At 45.4% G+C, this 15,260-nt stretch carries 16 protein-coding genes and 2 riboswitches; of the genes, 5 read left to right on the plus strand and 11 right to left on the minus strand.

The window, feature by feature from the left end; all coding sequences use genetic code 11:
* Window positions 1-60: 60 nt before the first annotated feature.
* From ABU165_RS24430 to ABU165_RS24470, 9 genes are all read right to left on the minus strand, one after another.
* Window positions 61-561: a GNAT family N-acetyltransferase gene (locus ABU165_RS24430; RefSeq protein WP_022543916.1), complete on the minus strand. Its 501-nt coding sequence runs from the start codon at window positions 559-561 to the stop codon at window positions 61-63.
* A gap of 98 nt (window positions 562-659) precedes the next feature.
* Window positions 660-2,747, minus strand: a complete 2,088-nt coding sequence (locus tag ABU165_RS24435; RefSeq protein WP_009793588.1) for a peptidoglycan D,D-transpeptidase FtsI family protein — start codon at window positions 2,745-2,747, stop codon at window positions 660-662.
* A gap of 15 nt (window positions 2,748-2,762) precedes the next feature.
* On the minus strand, window positions 2,763-3,866 hold the full coding sequence (locus ABU165_RS24440) for a hypothetical protein (RefSeq protein WP_318061049.1): 1,104 nt from the start codon (window positions 3,864-3,866) through the stop codon (window positions 2,763-2,765).
* Entirely contained in the window at window positions 3,850-4,404 is a 555-nt protein-coding gene (locus ABU165_RS24445; protein ID WP_022543918.1) for a sigma-70 family RNA polymerase sigma factor, read from the minus strand. The genes ABU165_RS24440 and ABU165_RS24445 overlap by 17 nt, the downstream gene beginning before the upstream one ends.
* 372 nt (window positions 4,405-4,776) lie before the next feature.
* Entirely contained in the window at window positions 4,777-5,373 is a 597-nt protein-coding gene (locus ABU165_RS24450; RefSeq protein WP_009793584.1) for a response regulator transcription factor, read from the minus strand.
* Window positions 5,370-6,506: a sensor histidine kinase gene (locus ABU165_RS24455; RefSeq protein ID WP_009793583.1), complete on the minus strand. Its 1,137-nt coding sequence runs from the start codon at window positions 6,504-6,506 to the stop codon at window positions 5,370-5,372. The genes ABU165_RS24450 and ABU165_RS24455 overlap by 4 nt, the downstream gene beginning before the upstream one ends.
* A 102-nt stretch (window positions 6,507-6,608) precedes the next feature.
* On the minus strand, window positions 6,609-7,643 hold the full coding sequence (gene desA / locus ABU165_RS24460; RefSeq protein WP_009793582.1) for a Delta(5) desaturase DesA: 1,035 nt from the start codon (window positions 7,641-7,643) through the stop codon (window positions 6,609-6,611).
* Between the two features lie 302 nt (window positions 7,644-7,945).
* Entirely contained in the window at window positions 7,946-8,731 is a 786-nt protein-coding gene (locus ABU165_RS24465) for a glucose 1-dehydrogenase (protein ID WP_009793581.1), read from the minus strand.
* 16 nt (window positions 8,732-8,747) lie between these two features.
* The gene (locus tag ABU165_RS24470) at window positions 8,748-9,602 is read right to left on the minus strand and encodes a GRP family sugar transporter (protein ID WP_009793580.1); all 855 of its coding nucleotides are present in this window, start codon (window positions 9,600-9,602) and stop codon (window positions 8,748-8,750) included.
* Between the two features lie 182 nt (window positions 9,603-9,784).
* Here ABU165_RS24470 and ABU165_RS24475 point away from each other — a divergent pair, with 182 nt between their 5' ends.
* Window positions 9,785-9,982, plus strand: a complete 198-nt coding sequence (locus ABU165_RS24475; RefSeq protein ID WP_009793578.1) for a hypothetical protein — start codon at window positions 9,785-9,787, stop codon at window positions 9,980-9,982.
* A 114-nt stretch (window positions 9,983-10,096) separates the two neighbouring features.
* Here the strand turns inward: ABU165_RS24475 and ABU165_RS24480 are convergent, their stop codons facing one another.
* Entirely contained in the window at window positions 10,097-10,756 is a 660-nt protein-coding gene (locus tag ABU165_RS24480; protein WP_094767550.1) for a TetR/AcrR family transcriptional regulator, read from the minus strand.
* Between the two features lie 202 nt (window positions 10,757-10,958).
* Here ABU165_RS24480 and ABU165_RS24485 point away from each other — a divergent pair, with 202 nt between their 5' ends.
* Both ABU165_RS24485 and ABU165_RS24490 read left to right on the plus strand, forming a co-directional pair.
* The gene (locus tag ABU165_RS24485) at window positions 10,959-11,135 is read left to right on the plus strand and encodes a YkvS family protein (RefSeq protein WP_009793576.1); all 177 of its coding nucleotides are present in this window, start codon (window positions 10,959-10,961) and stop codon (window positions 11,133-11,135) included.
* Window positions 11,136-11,306: 171 nt separating this feature from the next.
* Window positions 11,307-11,462: a hypothetical protein gene (locus ABU165_RS24490; protein WP_009793575.1), complete on the plus strand. Its 156-nt coding sequence runs from the start codon at window positions 11,307-11,309 to the stop codon at window positions 11,460-11,462.
* A gap of 90 nt (window positions 11,463-11,552) precedes the next feature.
* On the opposite strand, the gene ABU165_RS24495 is transcribed toward ABU165_RS24490, so the two are convergent.
* Window positions 11,553-13,175, minus strand: a complete 1,623-nt coding sequence (locus tag ABU165_RS24495; RefSeq protein WP_009793573.1) for a peptide ABC transporter substrate-binding protein — start codon at window positions 13,173-13,175, stop codon at window positions 11,553-11,555.
* Between the two features lie 168 nt (window positions 13,176-13,343).
* Window positions 13,344-13,441: riboswitch (SAM riboswitch) on the minus strand.
* Window positions 13,442-13,518: 77 nt separating this feature from the next.
* Window positions 13,519-13,622, minus strand: a riboswitch (SAM riboswitch).
* A gap of 195 nt (window positions 13,623-13,817) precedes the next feature.
* Between ABU165_RS24495 and ABU165_RS24500 the strand changes: the two genes are divergently transcribed.
* On the plus strand, window positions 13,818-14,831 hold the full coding sequence (locus tag ABU165_RS24500; protein ID WP_094767552.1) for a DUF3231 family protein: 1,014 nt from the start codon (window positions 13,818-13,820) through the stop codon (window positions 14,829-14,831).
* 201 nt (window positions 14,832-15,032) lie between these two features.
* The gene (locus tag ABU165_RS24505; RefSeq protein WP_009793569.1) at window positions 15,033-15,158 is read left to right on the plus strand and encodes a DUF6254 family protein; all 126 of its coding nucleotides are present in this window, start codon (window positions 15,033-15,035) and stop codon (window positions 15,156-15,158) included.
* The last annotated feature ends 102 nt before the right edge of the window (window positions 15,159-15,260 follow it).

Genomic DNA, 15,260 nt, shown 5'->3' on the forward strand with positions numbered 1-15,260 from the left:
TTCTTCCAGCAGCGGGGAGTAAAACCGTAAAACCTGGCAGTTTCCCAATATAGCAGGATACTATGATAGAAGTTTGTAATAAAAGACGGTTGTATGGAGGCTGCCGTCTTCCGAGCGGGCATAGCAGGGAATCATGCCTGATTCTGTATAACCCAGGGAACGGTAAAGAAGGTTGGAAGGATCTCCTTCCCTCGTATCGAGTACAATCAGCGAAACTCCGTCATCCATTGCCCTTTTCTCTGCAGCTTCCATCAGCCTGCGGCCAATTCCTTTGCGGCGGAAGTTTGTATGGGTCATCAGCTTGCCTATTTCAGCACGGTGGGTGCCATTTTCCTTTGTGCAAAATTGTAGCTGGACAGACCCTGCTATCATTCCTTCTTCTTCTGCTATCAATAGGGCAGTCTCTTTCAGCTGGAGTTCCTTCCAGTAGGAAAGGGCGGCTGCTTCATCCATCGGAGGCAGAAATCCAATCGACGCTCCGCTGTTGACTGCATCAGCCAGCAGCACGGACAGCTGTTTCAGTTCTTTTTCACCCAAGCTCTTAAGCTCTCTGACTTTCATTTTTAAATCCTCCTTTATTTTCTTTTCCAGATTCATTTGATTGTTCAGCCATGGAAAAAGGGGCCCATACATGGCCCCTTTCCTTCGCCTTTTCCATTTTATTCGCTGTCCTCAGCTATTTTTCCTTTTTTCAGGTCATAATAGGCCTTCATGATGCCCTGGCCGATTTTTTTATTGATAGAGTTTTTATCAGAAGACACATAAGGCACAACGATCGAGAAAGCAACTTCCGGATCACGTGAAGGCGAATAGCCCGCCAGTGTGAGATTATAGGTTGGAGTATCTTTGTACAGCTTTTTCTCTTCCATACTATAATAAAATGATTGCGCTGTGCCGGTCTTTCCTGCCAGGTCATATTCCCGGTAAGGGCTTCCGCTAAAATAGCTTGCTGCAGTCCCGCCCTGTTCCTGGAAAACCTTCTTGAAGCCGGCCTGAACCTGCTGGATTTCCCTCTCGCTCATGTCGATGCGGTTAAGCGTGACAGGCTCGAAGCCCTTATAGACAGGGCCAAGCTCTTTTGCAGGTGATGGTTCCCTGATTTCCCTGACAAGCTGCAGCTTCATGCGGTTCCCGTCATTGGCTATCGTCGATATATATTGTGCCAGCTGAAGAGCTGTATAAGTATCATATTGTCCGATTGATAAGTCGAGCAGAAGCCCGGGCCTGTAATCGGTGCCTGGAAGTCCGCTGGATTCGTTCGGAAGGTCGATCCCTGTCTTGACTCCAAGGCCGAACTGATTGAAATAATAGCGGAACTCCTCAAACGCTCCTGGATCGTACGGCAGCTTCATTCCTGGGGTATATTCCTTGCCGAGCGCCCTGATTGCCGTTTTAAACATATAAACGTTCGATGATTTCTTCAGTGCTTCAATATCATTAGGTGATCCCAGCGCAAGGCTGTATGATTTTTTCACTGGTGTCTGATACAAATTAAGGGGCTCATCTTTGAATCTGGTGCCGAGCTGAAGTACGCCCATTTCATAGCCGGCAAGGACAGTCGCCCCCTTGACGGCTGACCCGACTTCATACGATGAAGTGAAAGCGCCCAGTGCATAGTCATCCACCTTATAGCCGCCGTTTTCGTATTTAAGCTTCTTGCCTGATATAGCCAGGACTTCGCCTGTCCTAGGATTGGTCATGACAACGAAGGCACTGTCGAGGAATCTGCCTCCGCCGCTTGCTTTAGCAGCTTTCAGCTCACGCTCGATGACTTCCTCCACCTTCTCCTGCAGCTCAAGATCAATGGTCAGGATCAAATCCTTGCCGCTTTTTCCTGTTGATATCTCTACTGCTTCTTTCACTTTCCCGCTTTTATCCACTTTGTATTCTGTTTTCGTTTTTTCTCCAGCAAGCACATCTTCATATTGATATTCGATCTGGCTTTTACCGACCCGGTCATTCAGACTATAGCCGCGTGAAGTGAAATATTCCAGCCGGTCCTGAGGAAGGCCTTCTTCGCTTGAACTGATATTCCCAAGTATCGAGCGGAATGTATCGCCGTTTGGATATTCCCGCTTCCAGTCCGTGAAAACATCGACACCCGGCATATCCTGAAGATGCTCACTCACAAGGGCGGCTTCTTTACTGGTTACATTTTCATTTTTGACGATCTGCGGTGTGAGCGCATAGCCTTTTGCCATTTCCCTGAAGATGGCGGCTACCTTTTTATCCTGAGGCGTCATTTTAGCCAGATGATTTTCCGGAGAAATTCTTTTGAGCTGAAGCTTATAAAGGTCTTTGTCTGTCAGCTTCTCATTTTCCAGCTCTTTCTTTTTCAGCAGCGCCTTTGCCTCTTCTTCATGTGTCAGGATCCAAAAATCCTTCAGATCCCTTTCCGTCAGTTTTTCTGTGCTCATTTCAATATATTTGGCAAGCTCTTCCGCAACATTTTTGATGTCCTCTTGCTTCGTATTTTGATCTTTTATATAGGAAATGGCATTCTGCCCGACATTGCCGACAATTAGCCGCCCATCCCTGTCAAAGATTTTTCCCCTTGGGACAGATTCTTTGATGACATGATTCTCGGTCCTGTTCAGCTCGTTAACGAAATCCTCCCCTTTAACGATCTGGACGACGCCAAGCCGGACGATCAGAAGGCTGAAGCATACGAAAACAAAGAAGAAAAGCAGATTGAGCCGGAATGGCAGTTTGTTTTTTATCTTTTTTTTCTCTTTTTCCACTTCCACTTTTAAGGCCCCCTTTTATTTTTTGAACTCAAATAGCCTTGAGACAGACATATCAGCCATCTCGCCCTCTGCCTGTACAATCAAAAAGTATTCGCCCCCGCCTTCAATAATGCGGACAGGATTTTCCATCGACACCTCGAGCCTGCCGTCATCATCTGGTATGAAATAAATATCGTCCTCAATCGAACCTTCCGCTATATCAATATTTTCAGCCGGTCCGAACACAACGCCAGCGTTTGCGGAGGACTTCAGTGTAACCGTATACCGGCGGCCGGGAGTGAGACTTTCAAGCGAAATTCCGCCAGTGAACTTCTGTGTACTGTCCATTGAAATGAAAGCCTTACCTTTACCTTTTTCCATAGGAACGACCGTTTCCCCTTCCTGTTTTATGGAGATCACAGGTGTATTCTTTACGATTGATTTGATCCTCGCAGTATTGTTTGAATCCGAAGGGGCAAAGCGGATGGTATAGGCGTCTATGACGACTTGAATTCTCCCGCCTTCTTCCGCGGCCATTTTAATTTTATCTGAGAATTCTTCCTGATTTTCAAAAGTAATCCAGCTTTCCCTGGTATCTCCCTTAAAACGCGGCAGGAGAGCGTCAGTACCTGCATCAGGCTTAAAATAGAATTGGCCTTCAAGAAAACCGGAGGAGCTGCCGAAACTTTGGACTGTGCCGCTTAAAAGCTTCTCTCCCTTGAATTCTGCATATACTGTCTGGAAAGCCCCGTGCCTGCCTTCACTTTTAAGGTCCGATAAAATCATTGCCGCTACAGAATCGCCCGCCTCAGCTTCATCAGGGTCAAATATATTCCGTCCGGCGTCGATGGGGACCTCTTCTATAACAGCGTCCTGCGGCGTTGAACTCTGTCCTTCTGTCTGCAGGAGTCCCAGCTGATAGCCTGCAAATCCGCCTATAGACAGAAAGAATACACATGCAGTGAGCCATGCGGCAGCTTTGGGGAAAAGAGCTGGATAAGGTGCCTCTTTTTTTCTCTTTGCTGTGGCAATCTTTTGCCTGACCAGCCTTTTATCTTTCTCTGTAAAAACCGGGTCCTTAGAGATATAGGGATCAAAATGCTGCTTCAAATCTCTCAGCCTGTCATCCACTGAATTCATTCCCTTCTTCTTCAGAATAAAAGACTTTCAACTTATCCCGGCCCCTCCTGATCCTTGTTTTAACCGTTTCAATATGAAGATTCAGGATCTCCGCAATTTCCAGCATTGAAAATTCCTTTACATAGTAAAGGAGGATGCTCTCCCTGTATTTGACCGGCAATTTTAAGATATTTTCCATCAGGCGGTCCTGCCCATCTTTTTCAATCAGTTCATCCTCAGCCGATCTCTCCCTTTTGTCAAACCAGAATAGTTTGTCAGTAAACTGGAGATGGAGGTAATGCCAGCTTCGCAGATGATCTTTGCATTTATTTGCGGCAATTCGGAAAATCCACGTCTTAAAGGACGATTCACCCTTAAAATTTTCCAGATTCATATAAACGCTCAGGAATACATCCTGAAGAACATCCTCAGTCTGCGGCCAGCTTTTCGTATATGTATAAATAAATCGCTTCAATTTCTCGCCATACAAGTCCATGGCAAATTCTATGGCTTGGTCTTTTGTAAGCTTCAGCCAATCTCTATCGATGTCAGGGTTCAAAGGCTCCCTCCTTGCTGCCAAAAAAGCCGTTTGTAATATAGACGCAACACAACTGTAAAAAGGGTCAAAAAATAGGGAATTTTTTCTGGGGAATATAGGAGGACGCTCAGAAATCTTAAAAAATAGGGAAGCTCTGTCTGGATTGAGGATATACAGTCTGAGTTTAGCAGTGTGGGAATATATACTTCAGCTGATTCAGGATGATTCTGCATATATTTGCAGTTTTTCTGCCTGAATATGGAGGAGTTTTGCCAGCACTTTGAAGGATTCTACCTAAAACTCCTTTCTTTCTACCCGGAATCGGCAATAATTTTTCCAGCTTACAATTTTTTCAAAACTTAAAAAGAGCTGGAATCCATCCAGCTCTTCTCATTATTTGAACCATCCCTTTTCACGGGACCGTGTAATCGCTTCTATCCGGTTTTGTACTTCAAGCTTTTCCAGAATGGCAGACACATAATTGCGGACAGTCCCGCTTTTAATGGACAGCTCTGCTGCAATTTCATTTGTGTTCTTTCCGTCCGCGACCAGTTCCAGTACTGCTTTTTCTCTTTCGGTCAGCGGATTTTCTTCGGCATACATATCATCCATCAGCTCCGGGGCGTAAATGCGGCGGCCAGCCATGACACTGCGGATGCTGCCTGCCAGCTCTTCGCTCGGGCTGTCTTTGAGCAGGTAGCCGCTCACGCCGGCTTTGATCGCCGATTGAAAATAGCCTGTTCTGGCAAAGGTAGTCAGGATAATGACCTTGCAGATGCCTTTCAGTTCTTCCGCTGCCTCAAGTCCCGTTTTCAGCGGCATCTCAATATCCATGATGCAGATATCCGGCTGGTGCTGATGGACAAGGGCGACGGCTTCCTCGCCATTTCCTGCCTTGCCGACAACTTCCATATCATCTTCAAGGCTCAGCAGCGAACCAAGTGCACCAAGCATCATACGCTGATCTTCTGCTATGACAATACGAATCATTGCAGCTCCTCCTTTTGTCTGATCTTCACAACATTCGGCACCCGGACAATCAGTGTAGTTCCCCCGTCCTGGTACACCTCCATAGTGCCATTGACAAATTCAGCACGCTCCCTGATACCGAGCAGTCCGCTTCCTTTGCCAATGTCCCGGTCAGGATCAATGCCAACGCCATTGTCACTGACTGTGACTGCAGTTTCGTCATCGGCCTGCCTGATTTCCACGATAACCTCGGTAGCATTGGAGTGCTTCACCACATTATTCACTGCCTCCTTCAGGCACATGCTGAGGATGTTTTCCACAAACAGTGAAACATTGACAAGCTGCCGCTCCTGTTTAAGCACAAACGAAATCCCTGCAGCCCCGAGTATTTGTTCAATCAGGACTACCTCCTCCTTCAGCCGGATCCCCCTCATCTGCGAGACCATCTTCCTGACCTCATTCAGGGCGGTCCTGGCTGTCTGCTGCACATCTTTCAGCTCGGAACGGGCCTGCTCTGGATCTTTATAGACTAATTTCCCCGCCAGATCGCTCTTAAGCCCGATCAGTGAAAGCTTCTGGCCGAGCGTATCATGCAGGTCCCTGGCTATCCGCTGCCTCTCTTCCATCTTAACCAGCTCTGAAATCCGTTTATTGGCATCTTCCAGCTGCGACTCCAGCTTGCCCCGCATATTCCGGTTTTTGATGCTGAATGGCAGGAGGATGACGCTGAGCCAGCTGATGATTATAAATGGGATCTGCTTCACGAATAATGGATCCTGCAGGACAAACTGATAGTTGATTGCCGCAGAAGCTGCTGTCAGGTGAAGGATATAAAGAATGGCGAAAGCGGCCTTCCCTGTGATATTGCCGATGAAATAAGCAATGAAAAATGAAAAATACACATAACCGAAAAGTGTTGTCATCGCTGTTGAGATCCCGATCAGCACGATGGCCCAGATATAAACAGTCCATCCCCTCGAAAGGAAGGCCAGCCGGAAGAATAAATAAAAGATGACAGTTAAAATGATGCCGGCAACGATTTCCGCTGTTGATGAAGACTGAAAGATGAAATAGAAAGGCAGTATCGTTAGAATCGCCCATATATAAGGGGAAATCCCGGTGCTGCTGTTAAAGACAAGCAATTTTTTCTTCATTATACATCTCCAATATCTTTTGTATCCTTATTTTACATAAAAATGTCTTTTCAAAAAAGGACAGAGCCATGATATTCGGGCTCCGTCCTTTGAACTGGCTTTTTAAACTGAAACGCTTTTCTTCTTCTGTGCTTTCAGCAGGTGATGGATTTCCCTGAAAGAAACAAAGCTGCGGCTCTGTTCATTCCATAATCGGTATTTCAGCGACTTCAGACTAGTTGACAGTGTGATCGTCTGGACATTATTGAGCAGCGGTTCCTTATTATGGGCATCCTCCAGAAAATAGTTCGGAACCCTGGGGCTGAGATGATGGACATGGTGGAAGCCGATATTGCCAGTCAGCCACTGCAGGAGTTTCGGAAGCTTATAAAAGGAGCTTCCATCAACAGCTGCCCTGACAAATTCCCATTCTTCGTCGTATTCGAAATAAGAATCTTCGAACTGATGCTGTACATAAAACAGCCAGATGCCAAGCGCACCGGAAATATAGAAAATCGGTCCCTGGATAAGAAGGAAGGCCTTCCAGCCTACCAGCCAGCACATAAATGCAATCACAAGGACAATCAGGATGTTTGTGAGATAAGTGTTCATTTTTTCCTTAGGCCGTGCTCCCTTGCGGTTGAAGCGCTGGGCAATGAGGAACTCATAAATCGGTCCGAGGCCGAACATCACAAGCGGATTGCGGTAAGCGCGGTACTGCATGCGCTGCCAGAAGCTTGCGTCCAGGTATTCATCAACCGTCATGACCCAGATGTCACCGGTGCCCCTTTTATTCAGGTTGCCGCTTGTTGCATGGTGGACAGAATGGCTGTGCCTCCATTGATGGAAAGGGAATAGTGTCATCACTCCTGTGATCATGCCAAGCACTTCATTCGCCTTTTTGCTTTTGAAAAAAGAGTTGTGGCAGCAGTCATGGAAAATGATGAAGATCCTCACCAGAAATCCTGCATTCACAACAGTCAATATAAACGTGATCAGATAAGATATTTGCATGGTTTCATAGGCCAGATACCAAATGAGAAAGAAGGGCACCAGCGTGTTCATTAGCTGGAAGATACTGCTCTTTGTATCGGCTTTTTCGTAAGGAGAGATATTTTTCCTTGATAATTTGCCAGGTTTTGACGTTTTTTTATCCATATAGTTAATCCTCCTCGTACTTGCTTATTTCATTATGTAATACATGGAGGCATGATGTAAGGCATACATGTCATAGGGTGGACATGATAAATGTCATGGGTGGGGTTTAGAACTTCAAGTAGTTTCTTCCCCGCAAAGCACATACGGGGTCTTTAGCTTTCTGCTATTTTCGCTGGAGTCTGCTTATTCCTCTCAATCAACAAGGTCTCCATAAAATCAGATATCACTAAGTAAATACTACATTAAAAAGAGCACGGAAATTTTCTCCATGCCCTCTTTTTCCATGTTATTTAATAATCTTTTTATCCCTTCCCTGCCTGGAATCCGGGATACTGCGTCATACCTCCGTCAGCGAAGAGTGTGAGCCCGGTGACATAGCTTGCTTCTTTTGATGCCAGCCAGACGGCGCAGGCTGCGATTTCTTCGGGCTTTCCGATATAGCCCATCGGAATGAGCTCCAGGACGCCTTTTTCCAGTTCCGGATCCGAGAATTTTTCTGCGTTGATCGGTGTGTCGATGGCGCCGGGTGCAATGCAATTGACACGTATTCCTTTAGGGGCAAATTCTAGTGCGAGTGTTTCGGTCATCAGCTTCACGCCCCCCTTGCTGGCAGCATAATGGACGAAGTGAGGCCAGGGGATACGCTGGTGGACGGATGACATATTGATGATAGAGCCTTTTATGTCGTTCTCCAGCATATAGTTGATTGCTTCTCGGGAGCCAAGGAACTGACCTGTCAGGTTTGTGTTGATGACTTTATTCCAATCATCCAGTGAGAGTTGCTCTGATGGAACTTCATTTTCAATCCCGGCATTATTGACCATAACGTCAAGGGAACCAAAGGTATGCACAGCATGTTCAATGATCCGCTTGACATCTTCCTCGCTGCCGACATCCCCCTGGATGCTGCTAGCCTTTCCTCCTGCGTTTTCAATCTTCTCAATGATTTCGTCGATATTATCATCATTGCTGTGATAATTAATGACGACATTCGATTTTTCTGCTCCGAATCTTTCGGCCATTGCCCGCCCAAGCCCTGAGTTTCCACCTGTTATCACGACTGTTTTTCCTTCAAGGTCTTTGTACATATCCATTCTCCTTTTCTTATCCTTTTGTAAATCCAATCAGCACTCCGCCTGCTATGATGAGCAGGCACCCTGTGATGATAAGGATTGTTTGCTTTTTGGATGTTTTCTCGCCGAGAAGGAAAATCCCTCCCAGGGTAGAGATGACGATTCCTGTCTGAGAAAGCGAGAAGCTTGTTGCCACGCCGATTTTCGGGAGCGACAGCAGAAGCGTCAGATTTCCGGCTGCCCAGATCAGCCCTGTCAGAAGATTCCTGACAGCATATTTATTGAACGGCTTATTTTTGATTGTGAGTGCCGTACCGCCAATCACCATTCCAAGCGCCTGCGGAAGCAGCGCAGACCATCCGTCGATTTCGAGCCAGTTAATGATGACAACATATCCGACAAAACCAACAGTTGAAATAAGCAGGGTGACCAGCCCTTTTTTCAGATTCTTAGACTCATCATTCCCCTCCTTCTGGCCCCAGGAAGTCATGACTGCTCCGGCGATGATCAGGACAAGGGCAATGATGCCGAGCGTAATCTGAACCCCTGTCGACCATTCATTGAAAACGACAATCCCGAAAAAGCTTGTCCCGATAAGCTGGAGTCCGGTCGATAGCGGAGTAGTCTTAGCGACTCCAAGGTACTTCACTGCCCCAAACTGATTTTTTTGTCCCAGGGACCAAAGCGCCCCTGAAGCAAGTCCTGCACCCCATACAAGCGGTGACAGTTCCGGTCTGACAAAGAGAAATACCGCTCCTGCAAAAATCAGTGCGCCGATGGTTGTCCCAAAGGTCTGGCTATTATCATCCCCTCCGAGTTTATTGCTGACCAATATAATGCTGCCCCAGCATGCTGCTGTTATGACAGCCAATAAAATTCCTGACATGTATGCGGTCCCCTTTCTCGCTGATAAAAAACAAGATGCTGATATTAGCTTTTCCCTGATTGGGCTAAAAATGAAACCTCGAGTTAATAAGCACAATAAAAGGAATTTTTTTACAGATAGCAGAGTAATTGGACATATCTTTGCGGACATATGATCTAAGATAAGTCGGGAAGGTGAAAGAAATGAGAAAAGACGGGCAGTTTATCTTCTTCGTAATTGAAACGTCTTCCATCAAAAAATTCCTTACTTTGGAGATGGGTTTTGGGACAGCTTTCTATTATGGGGCAAAGTTTATTTTCGCCAATGAGATTACTTCAATATGTACTAGCATTTTGGCAGTGGAGGCTTTAAAAAAAGGTCTGAAACAGCTCGAGAGGTAAAAAGTTCATACAGTTTGAAGTGTACTTGGATAGGTCTAAAAAGACACTGTTCGCTTTAATGTAAAATATTCCTTGGCTCTACAAAAATAAGGCCCGGCATAATGCCAGGGCCTTCTATTTCATTTCTTCAGCCTCATTCTTCCCATTGCGACTGATTGCCTCAGGAGGGAAAATCATCCTGCAGATGATTCGGGCTGCTTCCAGTGTATTGAGCGGCGAAGAACTTTGCTCCTCTTTATGAGGTCCATTTTCGGCCAAAATGAGGGCAGACCATGCGGCAGTGTCAAGATCTATGTCCTTCCAGGTCAATCCTTTTTGCCTCGCCTGTTCTAAACCCTGCACAATCTGCATATGTATATTTCTCCGAGCCTCCTGCAAAATGCCGGCCAATTCGGAATCCTTGGGCAGCAATTCAGGCAGCACACGATGGATGCCGACGGCTTCAAGCCTTTTGTAGTGCTCATCCAGCAGCCGGGCAAGGAGGAGAACCGGGTCTCCATTTAGCCAGTCGGGCTCAGGAATTATTAGAAAGTCGATTTTGTCCTGCAGCAGTGCCATCAGCAGCTGGCGCTTATCAGAGAAATAGCGGTAAAAGGTGCCTGTGGCCACATCGGCTGCGGCTGCTATTTCTTTTGCTGTTGTCATTTCGTAGCCTTTTTCTATGAATAGCCTCCGCCCGCTTTCCAGGAGTGCCTTTCGTTTTTGAAGTGCTCTTTCCTGTTTGGGCAGTGATGGGAATTCGCCCGGAAACGGGCCGGCATTTTTATCCGCCATAGGCTCACCTCCAAACTCATCATATCATATAAAGAACATAGCAGAGAGCTTAAAATCAGGCAGCGAAAAAACATGAACCGAAGTTCACCTTATTGTTTGACAGGGGTTTTTTATGGTGCAATAATGAACTTAATTTCACTAGGATAGTCCTTACGTCATAGTTTTTTACTGATTGAAAATTTAACGATAAGGGGTTGCACATATGGCAAAAGAGGGAGATACAATCAGATTTAAAAGGCATGACCTTACCATTACCGGAACGGTTGTGAAGGTTAAAGAAGAAAGCGTTCTTGTCCAAATAAGCGATGAGGATGCACTGCTGTTAAAAATTGATACACCAATAACGGTTGTATCGCATAAAAATTACAAGATTGTCTGAAAGCGTGATATGTATAATGGCGGCCGAAGATATTAATAGAAAAAAAGCTGCTGAGTTTATTTGCTTTTACATGAAAAAATACGCAGGATTTAAGCTATAAAGGTAGAATTGATTTATATGTTTAATCATTCTGCCAATTGATCAAAATTCATACCCTGGGAGGATTCTGGCATGGAAATCAGCAAAGACTCAAAGAAATTAGCGGTAGATTCACCTGTTTTGCTAAAAGGGATTGTAAAGGCTATTTACAAAGATACCGTTCATATCCAGATCGGCGGCAAAATCATTGCTCTGCCAGCTTCCAATATGCCCGCCGCTTCCTCTTAACCTGCAGCCTGATGAAGGCTGTTTTTTATACTCACATAGGAATTTTCACCTTGTAAAAGGAGCCGGTATACCGGCTCCTTTTGTGCAGACTTATTCAGAAACCTTTTCAGCATATCTGAAATCCGGATTATTGAGCGGGCTGAACCGGATTCCCTTAATATTTTCTTTTACAACCGCATTCTGAGAAGAAAAGTAGATTGGGATGATCGGCATCTCATCCATCAGGACAGATTCAGCCTGATGCAGCAGTTCAAATCGCTTTGCTTCGTCCTGCTCTGTCAGTGACTGGTCAAGCAGCTTGTCAAATTCAGGATTGGACCAGTTTGTAAAGTTGCTGGAACTGCCTGAGCTGTACAGATCCAGAACAGGGTACGGATCCAGGAAGTCCCCTACCCAGCCCATGCGCGCCGCCTGGAAGTTTTTCTGCTTGAAAGTATCTATGAATGTTTTCCATTCCTGGTTCTCCAGCTTCACTTCAACCCCAAGGTTCACCTTGAACATTTCCTGCAGAGCTTCGGCAATCTTCTTGTGGTTTCCTTCTGAATTATATTTCAGGGTTACAGAAGGAAGCTCCTTCCAGCCTTCTTCCTTCATTCCTTCTGCAAGCAATTCTTTTGCTTCGTCCGCATCAAAAGAGTAGTAAGGTTTCTTCTCATCCCGGAAGTCCTTCCCTGACGGCCCTTCCACACCGTAGCCCACATAGCCGTAGGCTGGCTCTTCGCCGCCTTTAGAAATGTTTTTTGTGATAGCTTCACGGTCGATTGCCAGGCTGAAAGCTTTGCGGATTTTACTGTTATTGAAAGGCTCTTCATTTACATTGAATGTATATGTATAGACACTGAATTGCGGAGAGTTGATAAATTCCTTGCCCCCCTTTTCGATATCTATCGCATCGGCGGCAAGATTCTTGATCAAATCAATATCGCCTGATTTATACATCTGATATTCGGTGTTGGCATCAGCCACCATTTTAAAGTTTACGGATTCAATAGTAATATCTTTACTGTTCCAGTATTGGCTGTTCTTTTTCAGAGTAAGAAGATTATTATGTTCCCATTTGCCGAGTGTATAAGCGCCATTGGTCACAATGGTTTCCGGCCCTGCAGCCCAGTTTTCGTCTGCTTCGACTGTTTTCTGGTTCACCGGCATGAAGCCCTGTCCCATCAGTACTTTCGGAAAGAACTTGATCGGGGTGTCCAGCTCCACCTTCAGGGTATGATCGTCTTCTGCAGTAATTCCTACATCTTCCACAGAACCATTTTCCCTGTTATATTCTTCAGCCCCTTTTATGTAAAAAAAGCTAGAAGGATCATAGGCGCCTGTTTCAGGATTCAGGACCCTTTTCCATGCAAACTCAAAATCCTTTGCTGTCAGCGGATCTCCATTGGACCACTTCTGCCCGTCCCTGATTGTGAAGGTATATATTTTACCGTCTTCTGAAACATCAACCTTGCTGGCTGCCCCTTCCACTGCATTTCCGTCTTTATCATAGCGGTATAAGCCTTCATATAAGTTATCGATCACCCAGAAGGAAGTTGTATCAGATGCAAAAGCAGGATCAAGGGTATACGGCTCCCCTCCAAGATTGGCATTCAATACTTGTTCAACGTCATTTTCTCCGGATGCTGATCCTTCTTCACCATTGCTGCACCCTGCAAGAACAGCCAGCGCAAACAGCAGGATGGCCAGCGATACCAGTGATAATTTTTTCATAATTTTATCCTCCTTTTATTTTAGCGCTCTAAATCGATTTATCATATTAAAATACTAAGATTTAAATTAGCAATCCCCCCGTCCTTTATGGCTTATTCCGAAAATATCCTTTACTTCTTTACCATACTAAAAAACCTCCCGGCAAAGACAGCTGAGAGGAATGGTCTCTGCTTATCTTTCCGGTATACCGGTGGAATTGGCACAGTGTCAACAGACCTGCTGCCGAGGCTTCATCGGGCCAGTCCCTCCGCCTCTCTGGATAAGTGATATAGTTTTTTAGCTGGCAGAAATAAAAAAGCCCCTTCTGCAGATAGAAGAGGACAGTATGTATGAACAAGATCCCTTCTTATCTGCCAGGCCTTTGCCTGATGGATTTGGCACAGTGTCCGGATGAACCTGCTGCCGAGACTTCTTCGGGCCATACCCCTCCGTCTCTCTTGATAAGAAATTATAGATATATAATTTTTCGGTGCACTAAGAATAACCAATTTAGAAAATTTCGTCAACAGAAAAGATAAAAGTTCTACTTTTCTATATTTTCAAACAACAGAAGGGCTAAAGACATAATTAGGATAGTTCCTGCCTTATAATTCCTCCCTAAATTGCAAACACTATTTTCATACTGATTGAAGGAGTCTTCCTATGGACAAGAAAACCCCCCTTACATCGGCAGAAATCGCGATGCTCTGGACTACTTATATGAATGACAGCATGTCAAAATGTGTTCTTGGCTATATGATTACCCATGCAACAGAAGCTGAAATTGGCGCTGCCCTCCAATTTGCCATTGATCTTTCGACCAGCCACCTGCAATACCTGGAACCCCTTTTCAAAGAAGAAAAAATGGCTGTTCCGAATGGCTTCGGCGGAGGCGATGTCAATCCTGATGCTCCTAGTCTGTTTTCAGACACCTTCTGCCTGGCATATATCAACCATATGGCAAAAGCGGGAATGCTTGCTTACAGCGGCATGCTTGCTATGTGCGCCAGAAATGATATAAGGAAATTCTTTACCGAAGGATTGGCAGAAACGGCCTTGCTCTACAATATGACTACAAACCTGATGCTTGAAAAAGGGATTTACATAAGAGCTCCCTACATCTCGTATCCGCATGAAACGGATTATGTGGATACAAAGAAATATTTAAGCGGCCTGAACCCCTTTGCGACTAAAAGACCTTTGAATGCGGTGGAAATTTCTCATCTGACCGTGAATATACAGACAAATTCCATCGGGCTGCAGATTGCCGCAGCTTTTGCACAAACAGCTCGGCTGAAAGAAGTACAGGAATTTATGCTGAGAGGAAAAGAAATTTCCCAAAAGCATGTTGGCATTTTTACGAAGATTCTGCTGGAAAGCAATATACAGGCTGTAGGTTCACCTAATATAGCCGTATACGATACAACTAAGCAGGTATTTTCCGATAAGCTGATGATGTTTCATATGTCTTTGTTAAGTGCAACCGGGTCCGGAAATTATGCTACAGCAGGTGTTGCAAGCCAGCGTACTGATGTAGCAGCCAGCTATCAGCGGCTAGCCGTTGAGATTGCCCTGTATGCTAAAAGCGGAGCAGACATTATGATCAAGCACGGCTGGCTGGAGCAGCCTCCCGGAACGACAGACCGTGATGCATTGGCTAAAAAAGGAACACCCTGACCCCATCTTTAAAAGCTGGGGTTTGTGCTGTTCTTTTTTCGTTTGCTTCCATGATTGAATACAACCGGATTATACCAGCAGATAAGCAATTAAGGAACCTGGACAAAATATACCCAAGACTCCAGCTGGGAGAAAGTTTTAAGACTGAAAAAGGGACATCAGGCAAATCTAAAAAGGATACCAATGAGAGGAGGGCTTCTCATGACACAGTCTAAAAAGCAGGAAGAAAGACAGTGGCGGCAGAGAAAAGAAACTCAGCATCCGCATGGTAAGGTTAAATCATTTGATCAGCTGGCTGATGAACCCGGCAAAGGCGGACGCTCCTGAAAGAAAGGGTCCGGGACATAGTCCCGGGCCTTTATTTAGACTTTACATTTCCTTTCTGGCGCTGAAGTTGCTAATAAACTGGGAAAGATGCTAGTAAAATCG

Origin of the sequence: Cytobacillus sp. T106 (assembly GCF_040492155.1) — a bacterium.
GTDB classification, from domain to species: domain Bacteria; phylum Bacillota; class Bacilli; order Bacillales; family Cytobacillaceae; genus Bacillus_AB; species Bacillus_AB infantis.